At 62.3% G+C, this 24,136-nt stretch carries 31 protein-coding genes and 1 tRNA gene; 29 read left to right on the forward strand and 3 right to left on the reverse strand.

Features of this window, described 5'->3' with window-relative positions; genetic code table 11:
* Window positions 1–21: 21 nt before the first annotated feature.
* From AC07PT_RS10250 to tatC, 20 genes are all read left to right on the forward strand, one after another.
* Window positions 22–768: an MlaA family lipoprotein gene (locus tag AC07PT_RS10250; protein WP_494656618.1), complete on the forward strand. Its 747-nt coding sequence runs from the start codon at window positions 22–24 to the stop codon at window positions 766–768.
* An 89-nt stretch (window positions 769–857) separates the two neighbouring features.
* The gene (locus tag AC07PT_RS10255; protein ID WP_492347291.1) at window positions 858–1,499 is read left to right on the forward strand and encodes an MlaC/ttg2D family ABC transporter substrate-binding protein; all 642 of its coding nucleotides are present in this window, start codon (window positions 858–860) and stop codon (window positions 1,497–1,499) included.
* Window positions 1,500–1,501: 2 nt separating this feature from the next.
* Window positions 1,502–1,771 carry an STAS domain-containing protein gene (locus tag AC07PT_RS10260; protein WP_492347444.1) on the forward strand — a complete coding sequence of 90 codons (270 nt, stop codon included), beginning with the start codon at window positions 1,502–1,504 and terminating at the stop codon, window positions 1,769–1,771.
* Between the two features lie 89 nt (window positions 1,772–1,860).
* Complete coding sequence (locus tag AC07PT_RS10265; protein WP_492347290.1) at window positions 1,861–2,790, forward strand: ABC transporter ATP-binding protein; 930 nt, start codon at window positions 1,861–1,863, stop codon at window positions 2,788–2,790.
* Complete coding sequence (locus AC07PT_RS10270) at window positions 2,787–3,542, forward strand: ABC transporter permease (protein ID WP_494656619.1); 756 nt, start codon at window positions 2,787–2,789, stop codon at window positions 3,540–3,542. Before AC07PT_RS10265 ends, AC07PT_RS10270 begins: the two co-directional genes overlap by 4 nt.
* Before the next feature lie 68 nt (window positions 3,543–3,610).
* Window positions 3,611–3,853 carry a BolA family protein gene (locus tag AC07PT_RS10275; RefSeq protein ID WP_492347288.1) on the forward strand — a complete coding sequence of 81 codons (243 nt, stop codon included), beginning with the start codon at window positions 3,611–3,613 and terminating at the stop codon, window positions 3,851–3,853.
* 65 nt (window positions 3,854–3,918) lie between these two features.
* Window positions 3,919–5,196, forward strand: coding sequence for a UDP-N-acetylglucosamine 1-carboxyvinyltransferase (gene murA, locus AC07PT_RS10280; RefSeq protein ID WP_494656620.1), 1,278 nt, complete (start codon window positions 3,919–3,921; stop codon window positions 5,194–5,196).
* Between the two features lie 21 nt (window positions 5,197–5,217).
* Entirely contained in the window at window positions 5,218–5,859 is a 642-nt protein-coding gene (gene hisG, locus AC07PT_RS10285) for an ATP phosphoribosyltransferase (protein ID WP_019576135.1), read from the forward strand.
* 39 nt (window positions 5,860–5,898) lie between these two features.
* Entirely contained in the window at window positions 5,899–7,227 is a 1,329-nt protein-coding gene (gene hisD, locus AC07PT_RS10290) for a histidinol dehydrogenase (protein ID WP_494656621.1), read from the forward strand.
* 4 nt (window positions 7,228–7,231) lie between these two features.
* Window positions 7,232–8,338, forward strand: coding sequence for a histidinol-phosphate transaminase (hisC, locus tag AC07PT_RS10295; RefSeq protein ID WP_492347285.1), 1,107 nt, complete (start codon window positions 7,232–7,234; stop codon window positions 8,336–8,338).
* Window positions 8,335–8,958 (forward strand): imidazoleglycerol-phosphate dehydratase HisB, encoded by a 624-nt coding sequence (gene hisB / locus AC07PT_RS10300; protein ID WP_019576132.1) that lies wholly within the window; start codon window positions 8,335–8,337, stop codon window positions 8,956–8,958. The genes hisC and hisB overlap by 4 nt, the downstream gene beginning before the upstream one ends.
* 62 nt (window positions 8,959–9,020) lie before the next feature.
* Window positions 9,021–9,677, forward strand: a complete 657-nt coding sequence (gene hisH / locus AC07PT_RS10305; RefSeq protein ID WP_494656622.1) for an imidazole glycerol phosphate synthase subunit HisH — start codon at window positions 9,021–9,023, stop codon at window positions 9,675–9,677.
* Window positions 9,678–9,711: 34 nt separating this feature from the next.
* A complete protein-coding gene (hisA, locus tag AC07PT_RS10310; protein ID WP_492347283.1) occupies window positions 9,712–10,458 on the forward strand; it encodes a 1-(5-phosphoribosyl)-5-[(5-phosphoribosylamino)methylideneamino]imidazole-4-carboxamide isomerase in 747 nt (248 codons plus the stop codon).
* Window positions 10,458–11,237, forward strand: coding sequence for an imidazole glycerol phosphate synthase subunit HisF (gene hisF, locus AC07PT_RS10315; protein ID WP_492347282.1), 780 nt, complete (start codon window positions 10,458–10,460; stop codon window positions 11,235–11,237). Before hisA ends, hisF begins: the two co-directional genes overlap by 1 nt.
* Window positions 11,238–11,307: 70 nt before the next feature.
* Complete coding sequence (hisI, locus tag AC07PT_RS10320) at window positions 11,308–11,712, forward strand: phosphoribosyl-AMP cyclohydrolase (RefSeq protein ID WP_492347281.1); 405 nt, start codon at window positions 11,308–11,310, stop codon at window positions 11,710–11,712.
* Between the two features lie 11 nt (window positions 11,713–11,723).
* Complete coding sequence (locus tag AC07PT_RS10325; RefSeq protein ID WP_492347280.1) at window positions 11,724–12,092, forward strand: phosphoribosyl-ATP diphosphatase; 369 nt, start codon at window positions 11,724–11,726, stop codon at window positions 12,090–12,092.
* A 158-nt stretch (window positions 12,093–12,250) separates the two neighbouring features.
* Entirely contained in the window at window positions 12,251–12,610 is a 360-nt protein-coding gene (locus AC07PT_RS10330; protein WP_492347279.1) for a histidine triad nucleotide-binding protein, read from the forward strand.
* A 70-nt stretch (window positions 12,611–12,680) separates the two neighbouring features.
* Window positions 12,681–12,926, forward strand: coding sequence for a Sec-independent protein translocase subunit TatA (tatA, locus tag AC07PT_RS10335; protein WP_492347278.1), 246 nt, complete (start codon window positions 12,681–12,683; stop codon window positions 12,924–12,926).
* A 103-nt stretch (window positions 12,927–13,029) separates the two neighbouring features.
* On the forward strand, window positions 13,030–13,485 hold the full coding sequence (gene tatB, locus AC07PT_RS10340) for a Sec-independent protein translocase protein TatB (protein ID WP_492347277.1): 456 nt from the start codon (window positions 13,030–13,032) through the stop codon (window positions 13,483–13,485).
* 89 nt (window positions 13,486–13,574) lie between these two features.
* Window positions 13,575–14,375, forward strand: coding sequence for a twin-arginine translocase subunit TatC (gene tatC / locus AC07PT_RS10345; protein WP_492347276.1), 801 nt, complete (start codon window positions 13,575–13,577; stop codon window positions 14,373–14,375).
* A 94-nt stretch (window positions 14,376–14,469) separates the two neighbouring features.
* Here the strand turns inward: tatC and AC07PT_RS10350 are convergent, their stop codons facing one another.
* Complete coding sequence (locus AC07PT_RS10350) at window positions 14,470–15,621, reverse strand: trypsin-like peptidase domain-containing protein (RefSeq protein ID WP_492347275.1); 1,152 nt, start codon at window positions 15,619–15,621, stop codon at window positions 14,470–14,472.
* 372 nt (window positions 15,622–15,993) lie between these two features.
* Here AC07PT_RS10350 and AC07PT_RS10355 point away from each other — a divergent pair, with 372 nt between their 5' ends.
* Complete coding sequence (locus AC07PT_RS10355; RefSeq protein ID WP_494656623.1) at window positions 15,994–16,746, forward strand: Nif3-like dinuclear metal center hexameric protein; 753 nt, start codon at window positions 15,994–15,996, stop codon at window positions 16,744–16,746.
* Between the two features lie 13 nt (window positions 16,747–16,759).
* Window positions 16,760–17,833, forward strand: coding sequence for a 4-hydroxythreonine-4-phosphate dehydrogenase PdxA (pdxA, locus tag AC07PT_RS10360; protein ID WP_494656624.1), 1,074 nt, complete (start codon window positions 16,760–16,762; stop codon window positions 17,831–17,833).
* Window positions 17,834–17,901: 68 nt separating this feature from the next.
* Here pdxA and mscL read toward each other — a convergent pair whose 3' ends face one another.
* On the reverse strand, window positions 17,902–18,339 hold the full coding sequence (mscL, locus tag AC07PT_RS10365) for a large conductance mechanosensitive channel protein MscL (protein WP_494656625.1): 438 nt from the start codon (window positions 18,337–18,339) through the stop codon (window positions 17,902–17,904).
* Window positions 18,340–18,575: 236 nt separating this feature from the next.
* On the opposite strand from mscL, the gene petA reads away from it, so the two are divergent.
* The 6 genes from petA (at window position 18,576) to AC07PT_RS10395 (ending at window position 22,781) form a co-directional block, all read left to right on the forward strand.
* A complete protein-coding gene (gene petA, locus AC07PT_RS10370; protein ID WP_492347271.1) occupies window positions 18,576–19,190 on the forward strand; it encodes a ubiquinol-cytochrome c reductase iron-sulfur subunit in 615 nt (204 codons plus the stop codon).
* An 11-nt stretch (window positions 19,191–19,201) separates the two neighbouring features.
* Window positions 19,202–20,611 (forward strand): cytochrome b, encoded by a 1,410-nt coding sequence (locus AC07PT_RS10375; protein WP_492347270.1) that lies wholly within the window; start codon window positions 19,202–19,204, stop codon window positions 20,609–20,611.
* A 19-nt stretch (window positions 20,612–20,630) separates the two neighbouring features.
* The gene (locus AC07PT_RS10380; protein WP_492347269.1) at window positions 20,631–21,413 is read left to right on the forward strand and encodes a cytochrome c1; all 783 of its coding nucleotides are present in this window, start codon (window positions 20,631–20,633) and stop codon (window positions 21,411–21,413) included.
* 94 nt (window positions 21,414–21,507) lie between these two features.
* A complete protein-coding gene (locus AC07PT_RS10385; protein ID WP_019576115.1) occupies window positions 21,508–22,119 on the forward strand; it encodes a glutathione S-transferase N-terminal domain-containing protein in 612 nt (203 codons plus the stop codon).
* Between the two features lie 24 nt (window positions 22,120–22,143).
* Window positions 22,144–22,644 carry a ClpXP protease specificity-enhancing factor gene (locus tag AC07PT_RS10390; RefSeq protein WP_492347268.1) on the forward strand — a complete coding sequence of 167 codons (501 nt, stop codon included), beginning with the start codon at window positions 22,144–22,146 and terminating at the stop codon, window positions 22,642–22,644.
* A 61-nt stretch (window positions 22,645–22,705) separates the two neighbouring features.
* Window positions 22,706–22,781, forward strand: a tRNA-Thr gene (locus AC07PT_RS10395).
* A gap of 25 nt (window positions 22,782–22,806) precedes the next feature.
* Here AC07PT_RS10395 and AC07PT_RS10400 read toward each other — a convergent pair.
* Window positions 22,807–23,115 carry a hypothetical protein gene (locus tag AC07PT_RS10400; protein ID WP_492347267.1) on the reverse strand — a complete coding sequence of 103 codons (309 nt, stop codon included), beginning with the start codon at window positions 23,113–23,115 and terminating at the stop codon, window positions 22,807–22,809.
* A gap of 32 nt (window positions 23,116–23,147) precedes the next feature.
* On the opposite strand from AC07PT_RS10400, the gene AC07PT_RS10405 reads away from it, so the two are divergent.
* Window positions 23,148–24,098, forward strand: a complete 951-nt coding sequence (locus tag AC07PT_RS10405; RefSeq protein ID WP_492347266.1) for a M23 family metallopeptidase — start codon at window positions 23,148–23,150, stop codon at window positions 24,096–24,098.
* Window positions 24,099–24,136: the final 38 nt, after the last annotated feature.

The following is a 24,136-nucleotide window of genomic DNA, read 5'->3' on the forward strand; positions in this document are numbered from 1 at the left end:
ATGAGTGACGATCCTAAAAATATGAATTTGAACCGCGCTGGAGGATGGCTGCGCATGGCCATGGCTGCGGTGATCTTGGCCGTGCTGGCTGGCTGTGCCACCGGCCCGGGCAAAAACCCGCGTGACCCGCTGGAGCCCTTCAACCGCGACATGTCGCGCTTCAACGATGCCGTGGACAGTGCGGTGTTCAAGCCGGTGGCCACCGCCTACCGGGAGGTCACCCCTTCGCTGGTGCGCACGGGGGTGAACAACTTCTTCTCCAACCTCGGTGAAGTCTGGTCCTTCGTCAACAACGTGTTGCAGCTCGATTTGAAGGGTTCGGCCGACACGGCTTTGCGCTTTGGCTTCAACACGATCTTTGGGCTGGGGGGCACGCTGGACATCGCCAGCGAGATGCAGATCGAACAGCACAAGCAGGATTTCGGGCAAACCCTGGCGCGCTATGGCGTGCCCACCGGGCCGTACATCGTGCTGCCCATCCTGGGCCCGTCCACCTTGCGCGACACCGTGGCCCTACCGATCATCTGGAAGGGTGACGTCGTGACGCACATCGACCACGTGCCCACTCGCAACTCGCTTTATGCCCTGCGTGTGGTGTCGATCCGCTCCAATCTGCTGGGGGCCAGCCGTGTGCTCGACGAGGCGGCCCTGGACAAATACTCCTTCACCCGTGACGTCTACCTGCAACTGCGCGACAACGAACGCCTGCATGGCCGGGGCCGTCCCGATGAGGACGATGGCGCGCTGCCACCCGAACCGCTTCCGTGAGGTTGACCGGGTGCGCGGACCGTTTGTCGTCCGCCGCCGGGTCTGAACCGTTATCACTCCGTGGCTGATGCCGCTTTGAAAGGATTTCTATGCAACGACGTACTCTTGGCGCATGGCTGGTGGCCGCGGCCGGTGCCCTGTCCCTGGCACTTCCTCTGACCGCCCTGGCTGCCGACGAAGCTCCGGATGCGCTGATCAAGCAGCTGTCCACTGACGTGCTCGACACCATCAAGACCGACAAGGCCATTCAAGGCGGCGACACGGCCAAGCTGGTGGCGCTGGTCGACACCAAGATCATGCCGAATGTGAACTTCCCGCGCATGACGGCTGCTGCGGTGGGCCCAGCCTGGCGCCAGGCCTCGGCCGAGCAGAAGGCCCGTCTGCAGGAAGAGTTCAAGACCTTGCTGGTGCGCACCTATTCGGGCGCGCTGGCGCAAGTGTCTGACCAGTCCATTTCCATCAAGCCCCTGCGTGCGGCAGCTGACGATACCGATGTCGTGGTGCGCAGCGAGGTGCGTGGTAAGGGGGACCCGATCCAGCTCGATTACCGCCTCGAGAAGACCCCTGGCGTGGGCGCTGGCTGGAAGATCTACAACCTCAATGTGATGGGGGTGTGGCTGGTTGAGACCTACCGCAGTCAGTTTGCCCAGGAAATCAATGCCAAGGGCATCGACGGCCTGATCGCCACCCTGACTGAGCGCAACAAGGCCAACAACGCCAAGAAGGGCTGATGGTGCTGGTCCTGCCTGCCGAATTGACTCACGCCCAGGCCGGGGCTTGCCTGGGCATGCTGGTGCAAACCCTGCGGCGGCATGCCGAACCGCAGGTGGTGGCTGATGCCTCGGCCACCACCGTGTTTGATTCTTCAGCCTTGGCGGTGCTGCTGGGTTGCCGGCGCGAGGCGCTGGCCCTGGGCAAGACCTTTGCGGTGCAGGGGCTGCACCCTCGGCTGGCCACGCTGGCCCAGCTTTACGGCGTCGGCGAACTGCTGCCGGCCGCCTGAATTCAGCATGGCATGACCCTGCGCCTTGTCGGGGCCGCAGGTCTCAGGGAACAGCGTTGCGAGCCCTGGGCTTAAAATCCCAAGTCTCCATGCCTGCAGTCTCATTCCAATCGGTCTCCAAGACCTTCTCCACCCCCCGCGGGCCTTTCCAGGCCTTGAACGATGTCAGCTTTGACATCGAAGAAGGGGAATTCTTCGGCCTGCTCGGCCCCAACGGCGCGGGCAAGACCACCTTGATCAGCATTCTTGCGGGGCTCGCTCGTGCCAGTTCGGGGCGAGTGCTGGTGCAGGGGGCAGATGTTCAGGTCGACTACGCTGAAGCCCGGCGTCGCCTGGGCATCGTGCCCCAGGAACTGGTGTTCGATCCGTTCTTCTCGGTGCGTGAGTCACTGAAAATCCAATCGGGCTATTTCGGTGTGAAGAACAACGATGCCTGGATCGATGAGCTGCTGGAGAGTCTGGGCCTGGCCGACAAGGCCAAGTCGAACATGCGCCAGCTATCGGGTGGCATGAAACGCCGTGTGCTGGTGGCCCAGGCCCTGGTGCATCGGCCCCCCATCATCGTGCTCGATGAGCCCACTGCCGGCGTCGACGTGGAATTGCGTCAGACCCTGTGGCAGTTCATTGCCCGCCTCAACAAGCAGGGCCACACCGTTTTGCTGACCACCCACTACCTCGACGAAGCCGAAGCCCTGTGCGGGCGCCTGGCCATGCTCAAGCAAGGCCGGGTGGTGGCCCTGGAGCGCACCTCCGAGCTGCTGAGCCGGGCCTCGGGCAATGTGCTGCGTTTCAAGGTGGATGGCGAATTGCCGGCCTCTTTGCAGGCGCAGGCCCGGGTCACCGGGCGCATCGTCCAGTTGGCGGTGCACGATGCCGCTGACATCGAGCGCAGCCTGGCCCTGGTGCGGGAGTCGGGTCTGGTGGTCGAGGATATCGAGGTGCGCAAGGCCGACCTGGAGGATGTCTTCATCAGCGTCATGGCGGGCAGCCGCCAGACCGCGCAGGAGGTGGCAGCATGAACGGCTGGCAAACCCTGCTCTACAAGGAGGTGCTGCGCTTCTGGAAGGTCAGCTTTCAGACGGTGGCCGCGCCGGTGCTCACGGCGGTGCTGTACCTGATGGTTTTCGGCCATGTCCTTGATGAGCGCGTCCAGGTGCATGAGGGGGTGTCGTACACCGCCTTTCTGATCCCGGGGCTGGTGATGATGAGCGTGCTGCAGAACGCCTTTGCCAACAGCTCTTCCTCGCTGATCCAGAGCAAGATCATGGGCAATCTGGTGTTTTTGCTGCTGACCCCGCTGTCGCACCGTGCCTGGTTTGTGGCCTATGTCGGCTCCTCGATGGTGCGCGGCCTGGTGGTGGGCCTGGGGGTTTTGATCGTCACCTCGGTGTTTGCCTTGCCGGGTTTCGTGGCGCCGCTTTGGATCGTCGTGTTTGCGGCGCTGGGCGCCTCGATGCTCGGCGCGCTGGGTCTGATCGCCGGACTGTGGGCCGAGAAGTTCGATCAGATGGCCGCATTCCAGAACTTCGTGATCATGCCCATGACCTTTCTGTCAGGCGTGTTCTATTCGATCCATTCGCTGCCTCCGTTCTGGCAGCAGGTCAGCCATCTGAACCCGTTTTTCTACATGATCGACGGCTTCCGTTACGGATTCTTCGGGGTCAGTGATGTGTCGCCCTGGCTCAGTCTGGCCCTCGTCGGCAGTGCCTGGCTGGTCATCTGTGGCATTGCACTGCACCTGCTGCGCACTGGTTACAAGATTCGCAGCTGAGCCGCATCCTGACGGCCCGCGCCCACGGGTTGTCCGGGGCGTTGTCTCCAACCCATTTGCCTCCCACCATGACTTCTGACGATCTTCAAACAATCATTGCCGCCGGCCTGAATTGCGACCACCTCGTGGTCGAGGGCGACGGCCGCCATTGGTACGCCACCATCGTGTCGGCCGAATTCGAAGGCAAGCGCGCAATCCAGCGCCATCAGCGGGTCTATGCCACGCTCGGTGAGAAAATACGCACCGACGAGGTCCACGCCTTGTCCATGAAGACCTTCACGCCCGCGGAGTGGGCTGCCCAGCCGCGCTGAGCGCCTGGACACCACCGCCGGTGCTCTGGAGCCAAGCTCACGCCCTCTGACCCTTTCAACCCCTGATGGACAAACTCCTCATCCGCGGCGGCCGTTCCCTGAATGGTGAAGCCCTTGTATCCGGTGCCAAGAACGCGGCCTTGCCCGAACTGTGCGCCGCCTTGCTGACCGAGGAGCCTGTCACCCTGGACAACGTGCCCCGCCTGCAGGACGTGGCGACCATGCTCAAGCTCATTCGCCACATGGGCGTGCTGGCCGAGCAGAGCGAGCAGGGCACGGTGCGTCTGGACGCCTCCGCGCTCACCCAGCCTGAGGCACCTTACGAACTGGTCAAGACCATGCGGGCCTCGGTGCTCGCGCTGGGCCCTTTGCTGGCCCGCTTCGGTCGTGCCCGGGTGTCCTTGCCTGGCGGGTGTGCGATCGGGTCGCGTCCGGTGGATCAGCACATCAAGGGCCTGCAGGCCATGGGGGCCGACATCCAGGTCGAGCATGGCTACATGGTGGCCCGCCTGCCCGCAGGTCAGACCCGGTTGAAGGGCGCCCGCATCACCACCGACATGGTGACCGTCACCGGCACTGAGAATTTCCTCATGGCCGCCACCTTGGCCGAGGGCGAGACGGTGCTTGAAAACGCCGCCCAGGAGCCCGAGATCCAGGACCTGGCCGAGATGCTGATCGCCATGGGTGCCCGCATCGAAGGCCAGGGCAGCAGCCGCATCAGCATTCAGGGCGTTCCGCGTCTGCACGGTGCGCGTCACGCGGTGGTGGCCGACCGCATTGAGGCCGGTACCTTTTTGTGTGCCGTGGCGGCCACGGGCGGCGATGTGTTCCTGCGCCATGGCCGTGCCGAGCACCTTGACGCGGTGATCGAGAAGCTGATCCAGGCGGGTGCCTCGGTCACGGCCCATGAGGGCGGCATCCGCGTCCAGGCCCCAGGGCCTGCGGCCAGCTACTGCAAGGCCCAGAGCTTTCGCACCACCGAGTACCCGGGCTTCCCGACCGACATGCAGGCGCAGTTCATGGCGCTGAACTGCGTCTCGGGCGGTGTGTCGCGGGTGACCGAGACGATTTTTGAGAACCGCTTCATGCACGTGGACGAACTGGTCCGACTGGGCGCCCACATCCAGACCGATGGCAAGGTGGCGATCATCGAGGGCGTACCGCGCCTGTCGGGGGCCCAGGTCATGGCCACGGATCTGCGTGCTTCGGCCAGCCTGGTGATTGCCGGTCTGGTGGCCGAGGGCGAGACCGTGGTGGACCGCATCTACCACCTCGACCGTGGCTACGATCGCATGGAAGAAAAACTGCGCGGCCTGGGTGCCGACATCGAACGAATCCGCTGACCCCGGGGAAAGACCAGACACATGATTACGCTCGCCCTCTCCAAAGGCCGCATCTTTGACGAAACGCTGCCGCTGCTCGCAGCCGCCGGCATCGAGGTCACCGAAGACCCTGAAAAATCCCGCAAGCTGATCCTGCCCACCAACCAGCCTGATGTTCGCGTGGTGCTGGTGCGCGCCACCGATGTGCCCACCTATGTCGAGTACGGCGGCGCCGACCTCGGCGTGACCGGCAAGGACACCCTCATCGAGCACGGCGGCCAGGGCCTGTACCAGCCGCTGGACCTGCGCATCGCGCGCTGCCGCATGAGTGTGGCCGTGCGGGCCGATTTCGATTACGCGGGCGTCGTCAAGCAGGGCTCGCGCCTGCGTGTGGCCACCAAGTACACCTCGATTGCCCGTGACTTCTTTGCCACCAAGGGCGTTCACGTCGATCTGATCAAGCTCTATGGCAGCATGGAACTGGCGCCGCTCACGGGCCTGGCTGACGCCATCGTCGATCTGGTGTCCACCGGCAGCACCCTGAAGGCCAACCACCTGGTGGAGGTGGAGCGCATCATGGACATCAGCTCGCGTCTGGTGGTCAACCAGGCGGCACTCAAGCTCAAGCAAGCCCCCATCCGCCGCATCATCGACGCCTTTGCCGGTGCCGTGAAAGCCGACTGATCCTTTGAAGAAGAACCCCTCGCCCCGGAGCCCCTCGCCATGACCCTGCAAGCCGCCCCCCTTCGCCTGTCGACCGAATCGGCCTCTTTCGAGGCTGACTTCAAGGCCCGCTTGCACTGGTCTGCCGACACCGATGCGGCCATCGAACAGCGCGTGGCCGACATCCTGGCCGACGTGCAGCAGCGTGGTGACGCCGCCGTGATCGAGTACACCCAGCGTTTCGACGGCCTGAGCGTGACCGACATGGCGGCCCTGGAGTTGACCCAGGCTGAACTGAAGGCCGCTTTTGATGGCCTGCCCGAAGTCCAGCGCCAGGCGCTGAAGCAGGCGGCCCGTCGTGTGCGCAGCTACCACGAGGCGCAGAAAAAGGCCTCAGGCGAAAGCTGGAGCTACCGTGATGAAGAAGGCACTCTGCTGGGCCAGAAGGTCACTCCGCTGGACCGTGTGGGCATCTATGTGCCCGGTGGCAAGGCGGCCTACCCCTCCAGCGTGCTGATGAACGCCATCCCGGCCCATGTGGCTGGCGTGGGCGAGATCATCATGGTGGTGCCCACGCCCAAGGGCGAAAAGAACCCGCTGGTGCTGGCAGCCGCCTATGTGGCAGGCGTCACCCGGGCTTTCACCCTCGGGGGAGCCCAGGCCGTGGCTGCGCTGGCGTATGGCACGGCCACGGTGCCGAAGGTCGACAAGATCACGGGCCCGGGCAATGCCTATGTGGCCAGTGCCAAGAAGCGGGTGTTCGGCACCGTGGGCATCGACATGATCGCCGGCCCCAGTGAAATCCTGGTGCTGGCCGATGGCAGCACGCCCGCCGACTGGGTGGCCATGGACCTGTTCAGTCAGGCCGAACACGACGAATTGGCCCAAAGCATCCTGTTGTGCCCCGATGCGGCCTACATCGAGGCCGTCCAGCGCGAGATCGATCGCCTGCTGCCCACCATGCCACGCGCGGCGATCATCGCCAAGTCGCTGAGCGATCGCGGTGCACTGATCCACACCCGCAGCATGGAAGAGGCCTGTGCCATCAGCAACCGAATCGCGCCCGAGCACCTGGAAGTGTCCAGCCGAGAACCGCACCGTTGGGAGCCCATGCTCAAGCACGCCGGTGCCATCTTCCTGGGGGCCTACACCAGTGAGTCGCTGGGCGACTATTGCGCCGGGCCAAACCATGTGCTGCCGACCAGTGGCACGGCCCGCTTCAGCTCACCCCTGGGCGTGTACGACTTCCAGAAGCGCAGCAGCCTGATCGAAGTGAGTGAAGCCGGTGCCCAGACCCTGGGCCTGATCGCGGCCGAACTGGCCTACGGCGAAGGGCTGCAGGCCCACGCCCAGGCTGCTGAGATGCGGCTCAAAACGCCCCGCGCCTGACCCCATGACCTCAAATACCCCCCACCTCGTTCGCGCTCTGGCCAACATCCGTCAGGATGTGCAGTCCATGCACGCCTATGCAGTGCAGGACGCACGCGGCCAGCTCAAGCTGGATGCCATGGAGAACCCGTTCAGCCTGCCCGAACCACTGCAGGCCGCGCTGGGGCAGCGGCTGGGCAGCCTGGCCGTCAATCGCTACCCGGGTGATCGCGTCAATGATCTGAAGGCGGCCTTGGGCCGCCACGCCGGCCTGCCCGAGGGCCATGCCCTGATGTTGGGCAATGGCTCGGATGAGCTGATCTCTTTGCTGGCCCTGGCCTGCGACGTGCCCGGCGCGACCATCCTGGCGCCCCTGCCCGGCTTTGTGATGTACGCCATGAGCGCCCAGTTGCAGGGATTGCGTTTTGTCGGTGTGCCGCTGACGGCCGATTTCGAACTCGACGAGGCCGCCATGCTGGCGGCCATTGCGGAGCACCGGCCGGCCATCACCTACCTGGCCTACCCCAACAACCCCACGGCCAACCTCTGGGACGTCGAAACCATGCGCCGGCTGATCGCGGCGGTGGGCGCGCAGGGCGGTCTGGTGGTCATGGACGAGGCCTACCAACCCTTTGCCAGCCACAGCTGGCTCAGTGAGATCACGGCGCACCCTGAGGCCAATGACCATGTGCTGTTGATGCGCACCCTGAGCAAGTTTGGCCTGGCCGGTATCCGTTTGGGCTACATGATGGGGCGGGCCGAGCTGATCGCTGAAATCGACAAAGTGCGCCCGCCCTACAACATCAGCGTGCTCAACTGCGAGTGCGCGCTGTTCGCTCTTGAACATGCCGAGGTCTTTGCCGAGCAGGCCGCCACACTGCGCCGCGAGCGCGGCCTGTTGCTGTCGGCCTTGCGCGCATGGCCCGGGGTCAAGGCTTGGGACAGCGATGCCAACATGATCCTGGTGCGCGTGCCCGATGCGCTCAAGACCTTCGAAGGCATGCGCTCCCTCGGCGTGCTGATCAAGAACGTTTCTAAAATGCATCCTTTGCTGGCCAACTGCCTGCGCCTGACGGTCGGCTCTGCCGACGACAACGCACGCATGCTGGCGGCTTTCCAGGCCTCTCTATGACCTCCTCCGCACTTGTCCCTGCCGCTTCTTGCGAGCGCACCGCCGAAGTCACCCGCAACACCGCCGAGACGCGCATCCGTGCGCGCGTCAACCTGGACGGGTCGGGTCTGTCCAAGCTCAACACCGGCATCGGCTTTTTTGATCACATGCTCGACCAGATCGCCCGACACGGCCTGATCGACCTTGACATCGATTGTGGTGGCGATCTGCACATCGACGGCCACCACACCGTGGAGGATGTGGGCATCACCCTGGGCCAGGCCTTCGCCCGTGCGGTGGGTGATAAAAAAGGCATTCGCCGCTACGGCCATGCCTACGTCCCCCTGGACGAAGCCTTGTCGCGGGTGGTGGTTGATTTTTCGGGGCGGCCTGGCCTGCACATGGACGTGAAGTTCACCAGTGGCATGATCGGTGCTTTCGATACGCAACTGGCATTTGAGTTTTTCCAGGGTTTTGTCAACCATGCTGGCGTGACCCTGCACATTGATAATCTCAAGGGTGTCAATGCCCATCATCAGTGTGAAACGATCTTCAAGGCGTTTGCCCGGGCTGTGCGGTCGGCACTCGAGCTGGATCCCCGCTCGGCTGGCGTGATCCCGTCCACCAAGGGTTCGCTCTGATGTGATGACCCGGTTGCGGCACTGAAATGCTGCCACCCTCTCCTTGTCAAAGAAATTGAGTCATGAATCCAGTCGCTAATACCGTGGCCGTGGTCGACTACGGCATGGGCAATCTGCGCTCGGTGTCACAGGCCGTCCAGGCTGCAGCCGACCGCTCGGGTGTGAAGGTGATCATCACCTCGCGCCCCGAAGAGGTGCGTGCCGCCACCCGCGTGGTGCTGCCTGGCCAGGGGGCCATGCCCGACTGCATGCGCGAACTGCGCGAATCGGGCCTGCTCGAGGCTGTGCTGGAGGCCGCCGCCACCAAGCCGATGTTCGGCGTGTGTGTGGGCATGCAGATGCTGCTGGACCACAGCGCCGAGGGGGACACGCCTGGCCTGGGACTGATCCACGGTGAGGTGGTCAAATTCGACCTCGCCGGTCGTTTGCAGCCTGATGGCAGTCGCTTCAAGGTCCCGCAGATGGGCTGGAATCAGGTCGCCCAGACCCAGCCGCACGTTTTGTGGGCCGACGTGCCTGACAACAGTTATTTCTATTTCGTGCACAGTTTCTATGCGCGTCCGTCCGACGGGCGCCACAGTGTGGGCGAAGCGGACTACGGCGGGCGCTTTACCGCAGCCATTGCCCGCGATAATATTTTTGCGACCCAGTTCCACCCCGAAAAGAGTGCAAGCCACGGCCTGACGCTCTACCACAACTTCCTTCACTGGAATCCCTGACTTTTCCGCTGCACCCTACGCTGCTCACAGCACCATGCAACTCATTCCCGCGATCGATCTCAAAGACGGCCACTGCGTGCGCCTCAAGCAAGGTGACATGGACCAGGCCACCACCTTTGGTGAAGACCCTGCTGCCATGGCCCTGAACTGGGTCAACCAGGGCGCCCGCCGCCTCCACCTGGTCGACCTCAATGGCGCCTTTGCCGGCAAGCCCCAGAACTATTCGGCCATCAAGTCCATCCTCAAGGCGGTGGGCGATGACATTCCGGTTCAATTGGGGGGGGGCATCCGCGATCTGGACACCATCGAGAAGTACATCGACGGCGGTCTCCGTTACGTGATCATCGGCACGGCAGCCGTCAAGAATCCGGGCTTTCTGAAAGATGCCTGCACCGCATTTGGCGGTCACATCATCGTGGGGCTGGACGCCAAGGATGGCAAAGTGGCCACCGATGGCTGGAGCAAGCTCACGGGTCATGAAGTGGTTGATCTGGCCAAGAAATTCGAAGATTGGGGTGTGGAATCCATCATCTACACCGACATCGGGCGTGACGGCATGCTCTCGGGCATCAACATCGACGCGACCGTCAAGCTGGCCCAGGCCCTGACCATTCCCGTCATTGCCTCGGGCGGCCTGTCGAACATGGCTGACATTGAACAGTTGTGTGCCGTCGAGGGCGAAGGCGTTGAAGGTGTGATCTGTGGTCGTGCGATTTATTCGGGCGATCTCGACTTTGCGGCTGCCCAGGCTCGCGCCGACGAACTGAACGGGCGCAACTGATGCTGGCCAAGCGCATCATCCCCTGTCTGGACGTGACCGGTGGTCGGGTCGTCAAAGGTGTCAATTTCGTCGAACTGCGTGATGCAGGCGATCCGGTTGAAATCGCGGCCCGCTACAACGAGCAGGGCGCCGACGAACTGACCTTTCTGGACATCACCGCCACCAGTGATGGGCGCGACCTGATTCTTCACATCATCGAGGCAGTGGCCTCCCAGGTGTTCATTCCACTGACCGTCGGCGGTGGGGTGCGCACGGTCGAGGATGTGCGTCGCCTGCTCAACGCGGGTGCCGACAAGACCAGCTTCAACTCGGCCGCCATCGCCAACCCGCAAGTCATCAGTGACGCCTCGGCACGCTATGGCGCGCAGTGCATCGTGGTGGCCATCGATGCCAAGCGCCGTCATGGCGAAGACCTGCTGGCGCGCGGCGAAGGTTGGGATGTCTACAGCCACGGCGGGCGCAAGAACACCGGTCTGGATGCGGTGGCATGGGCCAGCGAGATGGCTCGCCGCGGTGCCGGCGAAATCCTGCTGACCAGCATGGACCGCGACGGTACCAAGGCGGGCTTTGATCTGGCCCTCACCCGTGCCGTGGCCGATGCGGTCAGCGTACCCGTCATCGCCTCGGGTGGTGTGGGCAATCTCGACCACCTGGCTGACGGTGTGCAGCAGGGCGGGGCCGATGCGGTGCTCGCGGCCAGCATCTTCCACTACGGTGAGTTCACGGTGGCCCAGGCCAAGGCGCGCATGGCAGAACGTGGCATTCCGGTGCGTCTCTGAGGTCGTCCACGGCCTCTGACGCCTGCCCACCGCCCGCAACCCGGGGGTGGGCTTTTCCAAATCATCGACAATGGACCCCATGAACTGGTTAGATGAAGTCAAGTGGGATGCCCAGGGCCTGGTGCCCGTGATCGCCCAGGAGCAAGGCAGCAACGATGTGCTCATGTTCGCCTGGATGAACCGCGAAGCCCTGCAAAAGACGGCTGAGCTGGGTCGAGCGGTTTACTACAGCCGTTCACGCCAGCGCCTTTGGTTCAAGGGTGAGGAGTCTGGCCATGTGCAGACGGTGCACGACATCCGGCTGGATTGCGACAACGATGTGGTGCTTCTGAAGGTCACGCAGCAAGGTCATGAGCCCGGCATTGCATGCCACACCGGGCGGCACAGCTGTTTCTTCCAGCAATACGATGCCGCCAAGGCCGGCTGGACGGCGGTCGATCCTGTCCTGAAAGACCCTGAATCCATTTACAAGTGACGTGCGTACCCATGAGTTCCAATGATTCCCTGGCCCGCCTGGCCGCCGTGATCGAGAGCCGCAAGCCTGAGCAGGGCGGCGATCCGGACAAAAGCTATGTCGCTCGTCTGCTGCACAAAGGGCCCGACGCTTTCCTCAAGAAAATCGGTGAAGAGGCGACCGAGACCGTGATGGCTGCCAAGGACGCGGACCACGGTGGCGATCGCAGCAAGATCGTCTATGAGGTGGCCGACCTGTGGTTTCACTCGATGATCGCGCTGGCGCACTATGGGCTGTCTCCGCTGGATGTGATTGCCGAACTGGAGCGCCGTGAAGGCACCAGCGGCATCGAGGAGAAGGCCTTGCGCAAGGTGCAGTCCCGTGAGGCCGATCAGGCCTGACGCTGGATGGTCGGACGTGCCCCTGGTCCGGCCCTGACAATGAATGTGTTTTCGCTCTCGGCCCAGTCTGGCCGGAGGGCTGATTTTTGGGGCGCTTGCCACGCCGTCTGGTGTCAAACCAGGCGCAGGTGACGCCCAGCAACCCATGGAGTGCTCGGATGTCGGTGGATGCCAATTGCATTTTCTGCAAGATCGTTGCGGGTCAGATCCCGTCGCGCAAGGTTTTCGAGGATGAAGACCTGTTTGCTTTTCATGACATCGCGCCTTGGGCGCCTGTCCATTTTCTGATCATTCCGAAGCTGCACATCCCGTCGATGGCCCATGTGGGCGCGGAACATGCTTCTCTGCTTGGCAAGATCATGACGCTGGCGCCCAAACTGGCCATGGAGCAGGGATGCAACCCTTATCCGCAGGGCGGTTTCCGCATCGTGACCAACACGGGTGCCGAGGGGGGGCAGGAGGTGCATCATCTCCACGTCCATGTCATGGGTGGTCCGCGGCCTTGGCTGCGGGGGTGATACTTGAGCCCCTGCGCCCAGGGGTTCGCCATCGGCGTCTAAAATCCAGTCAATTCTTCAGGAGAAATCCATGGGTTCGTTTTCTATTTGGCACTGGTTGATCGTGCTGTTGATCGTGGTGATGGTGTTCGGCACCAAGAAGCTCAAGAACATCGGCTCTGACCTGGGGGGCGCCGTGAAAGGCTTCAAGGACGGCATGAAAGAGGGGGGCACCTCCGAGGCGACCCCGCCCGCAGCGGCTGCTCCGGCCGCCCAAGTGGCCCAAGGTGTCGCAGAAAAGACAACGATCGACGTTGAAGCCAAGACCAAGTCCTGAGTTTCAAGTGCTTGCCCGGGGCTGATCCCGGACTTTCCGGCGGGTTGTGATGCAGCCCCAGCCGGCCTTGGGCGCTAGCGCTTTTTAATGGACAGATCCCTTCATGATTGACCTTGGCATTTCCAAAATGGCGCTGATCGGCGCGGTGGCTTTGATCGTCATCGGCCCTGAGAAGCTCCCGCGCGTGGCGCGCACCGTGGGCACCCTGCTAGGCAAGGCCCAGCGTTACGTGAATGACGTCAAGGCCGAGGTCAATCGTTCGATGGAGCTCGACGAGCTTCGCAAGATGAAGGACACCGTCGAGAGTGCTGCGCGCGATGTGGAGAATTCGATCCACACCAGCACCCGAGAGTTCGAGGAAAGCTGGCGTGAAACCACCGATGCCGCCCTGGAAAGTTCAGTGGAGCCGGCAGCCCCGGTGTACCGGCATCCCGGCAAGAACTGGCGCGTCAAGCGGGGCGCCACGCCGCAGTGGTACAAGGCGCGCAGCGGCGTGCGTACCAAGGCCTTGTCTGGGGCGGCCCGGGTGGCCCGGTATCGGCCGCGCAAGTTCAATTGAGCCCGTGCCGGCAAGCACGACCGGTACATTCAATCTTCTGCTCGGCCCGAGTCCCGGTCCGGGGGTCTTCCTCCCTATCACCATCCACCATGTCCGAATCCCCCCAACAAGATGACGAGCTGGCTGGCACCGAGCAGCCTTTTGTGCAGCACCTGATGGAGCTGCGCGATCGTCTGGTGCGCGCGTTGATCGCTGTCGGCGTGGTTGCGCTGGCCTTGGCCTTCTACCCAGGGGCCGGCGAGCTGTATGACCTGCTGGCGGCACCGTTGGTGGCTTACCTGCCCAAGGGCGCTACCCTGATCGCTACCAACGTGGTGTCGCCGTTTGTGGTGCCGATCAAGATCCTGTTCATGGCAGCCTTTCTGATCGCCTTGCCTTACGTCCTCTACCAGGTCTGGGCCTTTGTGGCGCCCGGCCTTTATTCGCATGAGAAGAAGCTGGTGTTGCCCCTGGTCATCTCCAGCACCTTGCTGTTCCTGGTGGGGGTGGCTTTTTGCTACTTCTTCGTGTTTGGCAAGGTGTTTTCCTTCATCCAGAGCTTTGCACCCAAATCGATCACGGCAGCGCCTGACATCGAGGAGTACCTGAGTTTTGTGCTGGGCATGTTCCTGGCCTTTGGTCTGGCCTTCGAGGTGCCCGTGGCGGTGATTCTGCTGGTGCGCATGGGCGTGGTCAGCACATCGCAATTGCGCCAGTACCGCGGTTACTTCTGGGTGGCTGCGGCGGTTGGCACGGCCTTGGTGACGCCCCCGGATGCTGGCTCGATGCTCATGCTGCTCGCGGTGGTGGGGGGGCTGTACGAGGTCGGGATTCTGGCGGCTCAGGCTTTCGTCAAGGCCACCAAAGCCCCGGTTGCCGAGGACGAAGCGGCGGCCTCTGAAGGGACGTGATGTGCAGGCAGCTCGACAGAGCTGAATCCAGTCAAAGAAAAGGGGGCCGGTATCGGCCCCCTTTTCTTTGGGTCTATTGATGGCCGCCTGTTGTTCAGCGCCGGGCCGCGGGGTGGGCTTTGGGGCGCACGCCCGGAACCACCTCGGCTTGCAGTGTTTTGCCTTGGCGCAGCAGGCTGAAAGGGGTTGATTGTCCGGGCGGCAGCCCCGAGACACGTGACAACAGTTCGGGCACGCTGCGCACGGCCTGGCCCCCCACCTGCGTGATCACATCGCCGGGCCGGATGCCCGCCTGGGCCGCGGGGCCGTTTTGCAGCACGCCGGTGATGATCACGCCCGGGACGGGCTGGATGCCGAAGGTCTCGGCCAATTCCGCGGACAGCTCATTCGGCTCGACCCCAATCCAGCCTCGTGTGACCCGTCCGTCCTTGATGATGCTGTCGAGCACCTGGCGCGCGGTGGACACCGGGATGGCAAAACCGATGCCCATGCTGCCGCCTGAGCGTGAATAGATGGCGGTGTTGATGCCCAGCAGATTGCCGTACACGTCGACGAGCGCGCCACCCGAATTGCCTGGGTTGATGGCCGCGTCGGTCTGGATGAAGTTCTCGAAGGTGTTGATGCCCAGCTGATTGCGTCCTAGCGCACTCACGATGCCGCCGGTCACGGTTTGCCCGACGCCGAAGGGATTGCCGATGGCCAATACCTGGTCTCCGACCTGCAGCGAGTCCGAATTGCCCAGCACAATCGTCGGCAACCTGTCGACGTCGATCTTCAGAACCGCCAGATCGGTGTCGGGATCGGTGCCGATGACCCGAGCCTGGGTGGTGCGGCTGTCGTTGAGGGTGACCTCGATCTCATCGGCTGATTCGACCACATGGTTGTTGGTGAGGATGTAGCCTGAGGTGCTGACGATCACGCCGCTGCCCAGTCCACTCTGTTGCTGGGTTGCGCCCTGGTCGCCGAAAAAGAACTGATACCAGGGATCACTGCTGCGAGGCTGGCGGCTGATCTTGCTGGTGTTGATGCTGACCACCGCTGGCGAAGCCTTGCGGGCGGCGCCACTGAGGCTGCCCGGAGCGGTGCTGCCGGCCGGGGAGGGCGGTGCCTCCAGCAACGCGACACCCATGGTGCCCACACGCAGAGGGCCGCGGTTCAGCCATTGGGGTTGGAGCGTGGCGACCACGAAATAGGCGGCCAGAACCACGGTGACGGTTTGAGAAAAGAGCTGCCAGATGCGCTTCATGAATGGGGTGTGGTGGGCGTCGACCGGGCCCCCCAGATGGGGCTGGAGCGGGCGGAATCCGGGCTGGCGGGTGAAGTTGGACTGCTATTGTCACTCAAGCCATGGGTCGCAGGATGACGCGCAAATCAGAGTCTGCTCACGATCTCGCACGGGCCGCGTTGGCGCGCAATCGGGCGGGGCGCCACAAATCCGAGTTCGGGCCCGATGTCGCTCCAACCCTTCGGGCCGTGGTCTTTTCAGGCGGTCTGCGGCGTTGCGGCGCACAGTCGATAGCAGGGCGATCGACGGCGCACCATGCCTTGCATTCCATCCCGAAAAGACCGCTGCGCGACCCGTGGGAGATCGTGAACAGGCTCTGAGACAATTCGGTGCATGAGTACTGACCGACACACCTTGCTGCAGACCTGCGATGCCTTGCTGCAGCCCGAGCGCTTCAAGGACTATGGCCCCAATGGCCTGCAAGTGGAGGGGCGTCAAGAGGTGCGGCGGCTGGTGTCCGGCGTCACGGCCAGCCTGGCCCTGATTGAAGCCGCCATTGCTGCCGGAGCTGACGCCATTCTGGTGCACCACGGTCTGTTCTGGCGTGGGCAGGACGGGCGCGTCACCGGCTGGATGAAGCAACGCCTGCAGAGGTTGTTGGCCCACGACATCAACCTGCTGGCCTATCACCTGCCACTGGATGCGCATCCGGAATGGGGTAACAACGCCCAACTGGGGCGGGTGCTGGGCTTGGAGGGCGGGGCTCCCTGTTTTGGTGAGCAGAACCTGGGTTGGATGGCGCCGCTGGGTGCCCTGGAAGGCGCGGCCCTGGCGCAGCGGGTAGAAACCGCACTGGGGCGACCCGTGACCTGGGTGCCGGGGGATGGTCGCCCGGTGAGGCGGGTGGCCTGGTGCACCGGCGGGGCCCAAAGCTATTTTGAAGCGGCCATTGCGGCCGGGGCGGATGCTTTCATCACCGGAGAGATCTCCGAGCCGCAGGCCCATTACGCCCGCGAGACCGGGGTGGCGTACCTCGCCGCTGGACACCATGCCACCGAACGCTATGGAGCCCCCGCGCTGGCGGGTGAGGTGGCCCGCCAACTGGGTGTTCCACATCACTTCATCGACATTGACAACCCCGCCTGAAAGGCACTCGCACATGTCTGATTCACCCCCCGCAGTGGCCAGCGTTCCTGCCCATGGGCCCTGGTTGGCCTTGACTCAGGGCGACCCGGCCGGCATCGGGCCCGAGACCATCGTCAAAGCGTTTGAGCTTGAGCCGTCGCTCATGATGGGCGTTCTGGTCGTGGGGCAGCCGGAAGTGCTGCGTCGGGCCGCTCAGGTGGTGCGGCAGGCTCGTGGCGGTGGGCAGGCAACGGTGCCGGTCGTGGTGCTTTCCGAGCCGGCCGATCTGGCGCAGTGCCCACCGCGCTGCCTGCCGGTGATCGATCCTGGGACCCCCATGCCGAACGGCCTGCCTGAATGGGGGCGGGTCAGTGATCAGGCAGGCCGTCAGGCGGCTGAAGCTGTCCTTTGGGCGGCCCGGGCGGCTTTGCGTGGGGCGGTGGCCGCCATGGTGACGGCGCCGTTGCACAAAGAGGCACTGCACGCGGCGGGCGTGTCGTTTCCGGGGCACACCGAACTTTTGCAGGCTGAAGCGGCGGCCCATGCTGGGGTGGGACTGGAGGCAATGCCGGTTCGCATGATGCTGGCCAATCAGGAACTGCGAACCGTGCTGGTGAGCATCCATGTCTCGCTGCGCCAGGCCATCGATGCGGTGACCTACGACAACGTGCTGGACACCCTGCGAATCACCCAGGAATCATTGCGGCGCGTGTTGGGCAGGGCGCCCCGCATCGCGGTGGCAGGCCTGAACCCGCATGCGGGAGAGGGTGGAATGTTTGGGCGCGAGGAGCTGGACATCATCGAGCCCGCCGTGCAGGCCGCTCGTGCACAGGGGATGCAGGTTGTGGGACCAGTGGCCCCCGACACGGTGTACATGCGAGCCCGGCGTGGCGAGTTCGATGTGGTGGTGGCGATGTACCACGATCAGGGGCTGATACCGGTCAAATACCTGGGGGTGGAGGAGGGGGTCAACGTGACCTTGGGCTTGCCTCTGGTGCGCACCAGTCCTGATCATGGAACCGCATTCGACATCGCCGGCACAGGGCAGGCCGACCCGTCCAGCTTGATCGAGGCGCTGCGCATGGCCCGGCGCCTGATCCACGCCTGAGCGAGGTCGCGCCGCAAGGTGTCAGGCGACCTGGGCGGCCTGGTTGTCCGGGGCTTCGTGGGGGGGGCTTACTTGCGCAGGCTGTCGCGAATTTCGCGCAGCAAGACAATATCTTCAGCAGGGGCGGCCGGCGCGGCTTCGACCGGCGCTTCGGTCGGTGTTTCACGCTTCAGGCGGTTGATTTGTTTGACCATCATGAAAATGATGAAAGCCAGGATCAGGAAATTCACCGCCACGGTGATGAAATGCCCATACGCAAAAACAGGCACACCGGCTTTCTTGAGGCCTTCCAGCGTGTCGGACGTGCCTGCTGGAATTTGACCCAAGGCAATATAGAGATTTGAAAAATCGAGCTTGCCAAACACCAGTCCGACCACCGGCATGATCAGATCAGCCACCACCGAGTCGACGATCTTCCCGAAGGCGCCGCCGATGATCACGCCGACAGCCAGGTCAATCACATTGCCTTTGATGGCGAATTCTTTGAATTCCTTGACGATGCTCATGGAAAGTTTCCTTTGTTTGCTTTGTATGAATTTTTTTGCCGCGGGCGGCTGAGTATCAATTCTGCACAGTCTTTACGATATGCAGGGGGTAATCCAAGGGTTTGCCCTGATTTCTCGGTATTTATGCACATTCTCCGGGACGATACACGTGGCAAAAGCGCGTTGAATTTACGAGAGGCCCTCCGGTACAATCCGCGGTTGACCCAAATAAGCGATGTTCATCGAGGAACAACCCCATGAGTGACACCCCAGTCGACACCCAGCGGATCGACTCCAGCAAGAGGACGTGGCTGATCGCCTCAACCTGTGCTGGTGCCGTGGGCGGCGTTGCAACCGCCGTTCCCTTCGTGAGTACTTTGTCTCCTTCTGAAAAGGCCAAGGCGGCGGGTGCCGCTGTCGAGGTGGATATTTCCAACCTCAAGCCTGGCGAGAAGATGACGGCCGAGTGGCGGGGCAAACCCGTGTGGATCGTGAAGCGCACACCAGAGATGGTGGCTGAGCTTTCCAAGCTCGACGGCCAACTGGCAGACCCGAAGTCTGAGCGCCATCCCGACGAATTCACGCCCGAGTACGCGCGCAACACGACCCGCTCGATCAAGCCGGAAGTGCTGGTGGTGGTGGGCATCTGCACCCACCTCGGCTGCTCGCCGTCTGACAAGTTCACCCCGGGTCCGCAGCCCTCGCTGCCCGACAACTGGGAGGGGGGGTTCCTCTGCCCTTGCCACGGTTCGACCTTTGACCTGGCCGGGCGTGTGTTCAAGAACAAGCCGGCACCGGACAACCTGCCGGTGCCTCCTCACATGTACCTGTCCGATACGCGCCTGCTGATCGGCGAAGACAAGAAGGCTTGAGGGAACACATCATGGCTGAATACAAGGAAATCTCCCCCAACGCCTCGGCAGGCGAAAAGCTGCTGAACTGGGTGGACAACCGCTTCCCGGCGTCCAAGCTGTACAAAGAGCACCTCTCCGAGTACTACGCACCCAAGAACTTCAACTTCTGGTACTTCTTTGGCTCACTGGCCATGCTGGTGCTGGTGATTCAGATCGTGACCGGTATCTTCCTGGTCATGCACTACAAGCCGGATGCCACGCTGGCATTTGCCTCGGTCGAGTACATCATGCGTGATGTGCCCTGGGGGTGGCTGGTGCGTTACATGCACTCCACCGGTGCTTCGGCATTCTTTATCGTGGTCTACCTCCACATGTTCCGGGGTCTGCTGTACGGCTCGTACCGCAAGCCGCGGGAACTGGTCTGGATCTTCGGTTGCGCCATTTTCCTGTGTCTGATGGCCGAGGCCTTCATGGGCTATCTGCTGCCCTGGGGGCAGATGTCGTACTGGGGCGCTCAGGTGATCGTGAACCTGTTCTCTGCCATCCCCTTTGTCGGCCCTGATCTGGCTTTGCTGATCCGCGGCGACTATGTGGTGTCCGATGCGACCTTGAACCGTTTCTTCAGCTTCCACGTGATTGCGGTTCCGCTGGTGCTGCTGGGTCTGGTGGCCGCTCACATCATTGCCTTGCATGAAGTGGGCTCGAACAACCCGGATGGCGTCGAAATCAAGGGCCCCAAGGCGCCCCGCGATGCCAACGGTCACCCTCTGGATGGCATTCCTTTCCATCCGTACTACACCGTTCACGACATCCTGGGCGTGAGTGTGTTCCTGATGGTGTTCACGGCAGTGATCTTCTTCGCCCCTGAAGCGGGTGGGTACTTCCTGGAATACAACAACTTCATCCCGGCCGATCCGTTCAAGACGCCGAACCACATCGCCCCGGTCTGGTACTTCACGCCGTTCTACTCGATGCTGCGTGCCATCACGGGCGAGATGATGTATGCGTTGATCGCTTGCGTGGCCGCTGGCGCCTTCTTCGGTGCCGTCAAATCCAAACTGCCGGCCTTCCTGAAGGCGGGTGTCGTGGGCGCAGCGGTGGTGGTCATCGCCCTGATGTTGTCCATCGACGCCAAGTTCTGGGGTGTGGTGGTCATGGGTGGCGCAGTGATCATCCTGTTCTTCCTGCCTTGGCTGGATCAAAGCCCGGTGAAATCCATCCGCTATCGCCCGAGCTGGCATAAATACCTTTATGCCGTCTTCGTGGTGGTGTTCGTGGTGCTGGCCTACCTTGGTGTGCAGCCGCCGTCTCCGATTGGCGAGCGTGTGTCCCAAGTGGGTACCTTGTTCTACTTTGGCTTCTTCCTGTTGATGCCGTGGTGGAGTCAGATCGGTGAAACCAAGCCGGTTCCTGATCGTGTGACTTTTGCTGCCCATTGATTTGCTGGAGAGAAAAACAATGAAAAAGCTTGCAAACCTGGGCTTCGCCCGTCACCTGATCGTTGGTTTGGCCATGGCTGTCGGTCTGGTTGCTGGCGTCCAAGCCAACGAAGGTGGTGTGGCTTGGGACAAGGCACCCAACAAGACCAATGATCTGGCTGCCCTGCAAAACGGCGCCAAGATCTTCGTCAACTACTGCCTCAACTGCCATTCGGCTGCTTTCATGCGCTTCAACCGCCTGAGGGACATCGGCCTGACCGAGCAGCAGATCAAGGACAACCTTCTGTTCACGACCGAAAAGGTCGGTGACACCATGAAGGCTGCGATCGATCCCAAGCAGGCCAAGGATTGGTTTGGTGCCAACCCGCCCGATCTGACCGTGATCGCCCGATCGCGTGCGGGTCATGGTGGCACGGGTGCCGACTACCTCTACACCTACATGCGCACTTTCTACCGCGACGAGACCAAGGCCACCGGCTGGAACAACCTGGTCTTCCCGAGCGTGGGCATGCCGCACGTGCTCTGGGAACTGCAAGGCGCGCGCCGTCCGGTATATGAAGAATCCGAGGAGCATGGCCACAAGGTTGAGGTATTCAAGGGCTGGGAGCAGCTGACTCCGGGTACCATGACGCCCCTGCAATATGATCAGGCCGTAGGGGATCTCGTGGCCTATCTGCAGTGGATGGGCGAGCCAGCGCAAAATACACGTGTCCGGGTGGGCGTGGGTGTTCTGATCTTCCTGGCTTTCTTCACGTTGATCGCCTGGCGTCTGAACGCTGCTTACTGGAAAGACGTCAAGTAATTCCGTCACCTGCCTGATCGACTCGGTCGATCAGGCCCGCAGAGTGGGTCCGCCTTGGGCGCCCCACTCTTTTTGATTTTGAGGAGCCGTTACCATGATGGTGTTGTACTCGGGGACCACGTGTCCCTTTTCCCACCGCTGCCGCTTTGTCTTGTTTGAAAAAGGCATGGACTTCGAGATTCGCGACGTGGATCTCTACAACAAGCCAGAAGACATCAATGTGATGAATCCCTACGGTCAGGTGCCTATCCTGGTCGAACGGGATCTGATTCTGTATGAATCGAACATCATCAACGAGTACATCGATGAGCGCTTTCCTCATCCTCAGCTGATGCCCGGCGATCCGGTGGATCGTGCCCGTGTCCGCCTGTTCCTGCTGAACTTCGAGAAGGAATTGTTTGTGCACGTGAGCGCCCTCGAGTCGCGTCTGACCAAGGGCAATGAAAAGGCCCTGGAAAAAGCACGCGCCCACATCCGCGACCGCCTCACCCAGCTTGCTCCGGTGTTCCTGAAGAACAAGTACATGCTGGGCGAGAATTTCTCCATGCTGGATGTGGCGATTGCCCCGCTGCTGTGGCGTCTGGATTACTACGGCATCGAACTGAGCAAGAACGCCGCGCCTCTGCTCAAGTACGCCGAGCGTATTTTCTCGCGTCCGGCCTACATCGAAGCGCTCACGCCGTCCGAAAAGGTCATGCGCAAGTAAGCCCTCTGTTTGCGAAAGAACGCCATGAATGCCCAGGAGTCTCCATCGACCCGTCCTTATCTGATCCGCGCTTTGTACGAGTGGTGCACTGACAACGGGTTCACGCCCTACGTGGCGGTTGCTGTGGATGAGTCGGTTCAGGTGCCGCGTGAGTTCGTCAAGGAGGGGGAGATCGTTCTCAACGTCAGCTATGACGCCACGAGCGGCCTCAACATCGGCAACGATTTCCTCGCATTCAAGGCGCGTTTCGGCGGCGTGCCACGCGAAATCCTGGTGCCGATCGAGCGTGTGATGGCCATCTACGCCCGTGAAAACGGTCAAGGGATGGCTTTTCCGATCGCGGATACTCCGTCCGAACCGAAGGCCGATGCCAAGCCTGTTCTGTCCGAAACCTCATCTGATGAGCGTGTCGTGCAGTTGGTGTCGGTGGACGAGGCCGCTGCACCCTCTGCGGAGACACCGCCCGAGCCTCCCAAGCCTGCTTCGCCCGCGGGTGCGAGGCCGGCGTTGAAGCGAATTAAGTAGGCATTTTCATTTCTCCCCGGGGTTCTGGCAGTTAGAATCCTGCCCGTACCCTCTGGGGTCAGCCGGTTTAGCTCAGTTGGTAGAGCACCCGCCTTGTAAGCGGTAGGTCGTCAGTTCGAATCCGACAACCGGCACCATCTTCTCTTTTGTCACCCCCTCCATTCAACGGTTCGCTGTTTGAACCTTGAGTCGGATTGCGGTAACCTCCCACCCCCGACTTCTCAAATGCGCCTGCAAGGCCGGCAACAGTTGTTTCAGCTTGGCTGCAGCCGAGTTTGATTCAACCAGCAGGCACCAGGTTGGTCCGTCAATGGGCCCGGCCTTGATGGCCGATCTGAGCAAGGGAGGGATCAGGGGTTCGATGGCCTTCAGGCGCAACGACGAATCCCGCACCAATTCTGACAATCTGGCCAGGGTGGGCGATTCCATCGACGCCTGGGCGAGCGTCACAGCTTGATGTCGACGGTTCATGTGGGGACCCGGTTTTCTGGAGAGGTACTGAATTGCAACTGATTATCACGGATGCCTGGTTGGCCAAGAGCAGGGCCTTGCACTTGAGTGGCTGGCATTTGCTGCTGGCAACCCTGCTGGCTTCGTTGGGGCTGATGCTGTTTGCCGCCGGGCTTTACCACTGGGTTTTTCTCAAAGGGGCGCGTGAAGGTTGGCCTGTCATCGGCTCGGTGGTCAAACTGATTGTGAAGGACGAGAACGAGCAGCGTGATCGCTACTTGCGCGAGAACCTGGATGTCATGGCCCGAAGGGTCGGTGAAATGCAGGCCAGGATGATGCAACTCGAATCTCTTGGGGAGCGCGTGTCGGGTCTTGCGGGGGTGAGTGCCGATCTGAAGTCGACGCCGGGGCGTGGTGGGGCCTTGGTCGCCGCCCGCCCCATGACTTTTGAAGAATTGCAAAGCACACTGGATGAGCTTGAGCGCGTGGCAGACCAGCGTGTCGATCTGATGACGGTGATTGAATCCCGCTTGTTCGACCAGAAGATCCGCAAGATGATGGTTCCCACCCAGACCCCCGTTCCGGGACGCCCGCTGGGTTCTGGTTTCGGGTGGCGCATTGATCCCATCACGGGCAGCTCTGCGCTGCACACCGGGCAGGACTACCAGGCGGATGTCGGCACGCCGATTCTGGCCGCCGCGGGGGGTGTGGTGGTCACGCAGGCCTACCATCCCGAATATGGACAGATGATCGAGATCGATCATGGCAATGATCTTGTCACCCGATATGCGCACGCTTCACGGGTGTTTGTGCACAAGGGCGATCTGATCAAGCGTGGCCAGCGCATTGCCGAAGTGGGCACCACGGGGCGCTCCACCGGTCCCCACCTGCACTTCGAGTTGTTGGTGCAGGGCGTCCCGCAGGATCCGAACCGCTTTTTGCGCGCCGGATCGAGTGCCTCCACCACGCTGGCAGACCGGCGTGGCGCTGTCACGGCGCAGTAGGGGCCAAAAGGTAGAATCTCTATCTTGTGCCGGTATCC

This window comes from Curvibacter sp. GW821-FHT09D12, assembly GCF_059416245.1.

Bases quoted from the DNA above. Each gene is read 5' to 3' on its own strand.
- AC07PT_RS10255 (WP_492347291.1), top strand. From the start codon at position 858: ATGCAACGACGTACTCTTGGCGCATGGCTGGTGGCCGCGGCCGGTGCC.
- AC07PT_RS10250 (WP_494656618.1), top strand. From the start codon at position 22: ATGAATTTGAACCGCGCTGGAGGATGGCTGCGCATGGCCATGGCTGCG.
- hisI (WP_492347281.1), top strand. From the start codon at position 11,308: ATGGACCCCATGAACTGGTTAGATGAAGTCAAGTGGGATGCCCAGGGC.
- AC07PT_RS10385 (WP_019576115.1), top strand. From the start codon at position 21,508: ATGATGGTGTTGTACTCGGGGACCACGTGTCCCTTTTCCCACCGCTGC.
- tatC (WP_492347276.1), top strand. From the start codon at position 13,575: ATGTCCGAATCCCCCCAACAAGATGACGAGCTGGCTGGCACCGAGCAG.
- petA (WP_492347271.1), top strand. From the start codon at position 18,576: ATGAGTGACACCCCAGTCGACACCCAGCGGATCGACTCCAGCAAGAGG.
- AC07PT_RS10355 (WP_494656623.1), top strand. From the start codon at position 15,994: ATGAGTACTGACCGACACACCTTGCTGCAGACCTGCGATGCCTTGCTG.
- hisA (WP_492347283.1), top strand. From the start codon at position 9,712: ATGCAACTCATTCCCGCGATCGATCTCAAAGACGGCCACTGCGTGCGC.
- hisC (WP_492347285.1), top strand. From the start codon at position 7,232: ATGACCTCAAATACCCCCCACCTCGTTCGCGCTCTGGCCAACATCCGT.
- tatB (WP_492347277.1), top strand. From the start codon at position 13,030: ATGATTGACCTTGGCATTTCCAAAATGGCGCTGATCGGCGCGGTGGCT.
- pdxA (WP_494656624.1), top strand. From the start codon at position 16,760: ATGTCTGATTCACCCCCCGCAGTGGCCAGCGTTCCTGCCCATGGGCCC.
- mscL (WP_494656625.1), bottom strand. From the start codon at position 18,339: ATGAGCATCGTCAAGGAATTCAAAGAATTCGCCATCAAAGGCAATGTG.
- AC07PT_RS10270 (WP_494656619.1), top strand. From the start codon at position 2,787: ATGAACGGCTGGCAAACCCTGCTCTACAAGGAGGTGCTGCGCTTCTGG.
- hisH (WP_494656622.1), top strand. From the start codon at position 9,021: ATGAATCCAGTCGCTAATACCGTGGCCGTGGTCGACTACGGCATGGGC.
- hisF (WP_492347282.1), top strand. From the start codon at position 10,458: ATGCTGGCCAAGCGCATCATCCCCTGTCTGGACGTGACCGGTGGTCGG.
- AC07PT_RS10330 (WP_492347279.1), top strand. From the start codon at position 12,251: ATGTCGGTGGATGCCAATTGCATTTTCTGCAAGATCGTTGCGGGTCAG.
- hisD (WP_494656621.1), top strand. From the start codon at position 5,899: ATGACCCTGCAAGCCGCCCCCCTTCGCCTGTCGACCGAATCGGCCTCT.
- AC07PT_RS10400 (WP_492347267.1), bottom strand. From the start codon at position 23,115: ATGAACCGTCGACATCAAGCTGTGACGCTCGCCCAGGCGTCGATGGAA.
- AC07PT_RS10375 (WP_492347270.1), top strand. From the start codon at position 19,202: ATGGCTGAATACAAGGAAATCTCCCCCAACGCCTCGGCAGGCGAAAAG.
- murA (WP_494656620.1), top strand. From the start codon at position 3,919: ATGGACAAACTCCTCATCCGCGGCGGCCGTTCCCTGAATGGTGAAGCC.
- AC07PT_RS10265 (WP_492347290.1), top strand. From the start codon at position 1,861: ATGCCTGCAGTCTCATTCCAATCGGTCTCCAAGACCTTCTCCACCCCC.
- AC07PT_RS10325 (WP_492347280.1), top strand. From the start codon at position 11,724: ATGAGTTCCAATGATTCCCTGGCCCGCCTGGCCGCCGTGATCGAGAGC.
- AC07PT_RS10380 (WP_492347269.1), top strand. From the start codon at position 20,631: ATGAAAAAGCTTGCAAACCTGGGCTTCGCCCGTCACCTGATCGTTGGT.
- hisB (WP_019576132.1), top strand. From the start codon at position 8,335: ATGACCTCCTCCGCACTTGTCCCTGCCGCTTCTTGCGAGCGCACCGCC.
- hisG (WP_019576135.1), top strand. From the start codon at position 5,218: ATGATTACGCTCGCCCTCTCCAAAGGCCGCATCTTTGACGAAACGCTG.
- tatA (WP_492347278.1), top strand. From the start codon at position 12,681: ATGGGTTCGTTTTCTATTTGGCACTGGTTGATCGTGCTGTTGATCGTG.
- AC07PT_RS10275 (WP_492347288.1), top strand. From the start codon at position 3,611: ATGACTTCTGACGATCTTCAAACAATCATTGCCGCCGGCCTGAATTGC.
- AC07PT_RS10390 (WP_492347268.1), top strand. From the start codon at position 22,144: ATGAATGCCCAGGAGTCTCCATCGACCCGTCCTTATCTGATCCGCGCT.
- AC07PT_RS10350 (WP_492347275.1), bottom strand. From the start codon at position 15,621: ATGAAGCGCATCTGGCAGCTCTTTTCTCAAACCGTCACCGTGGTTCTG.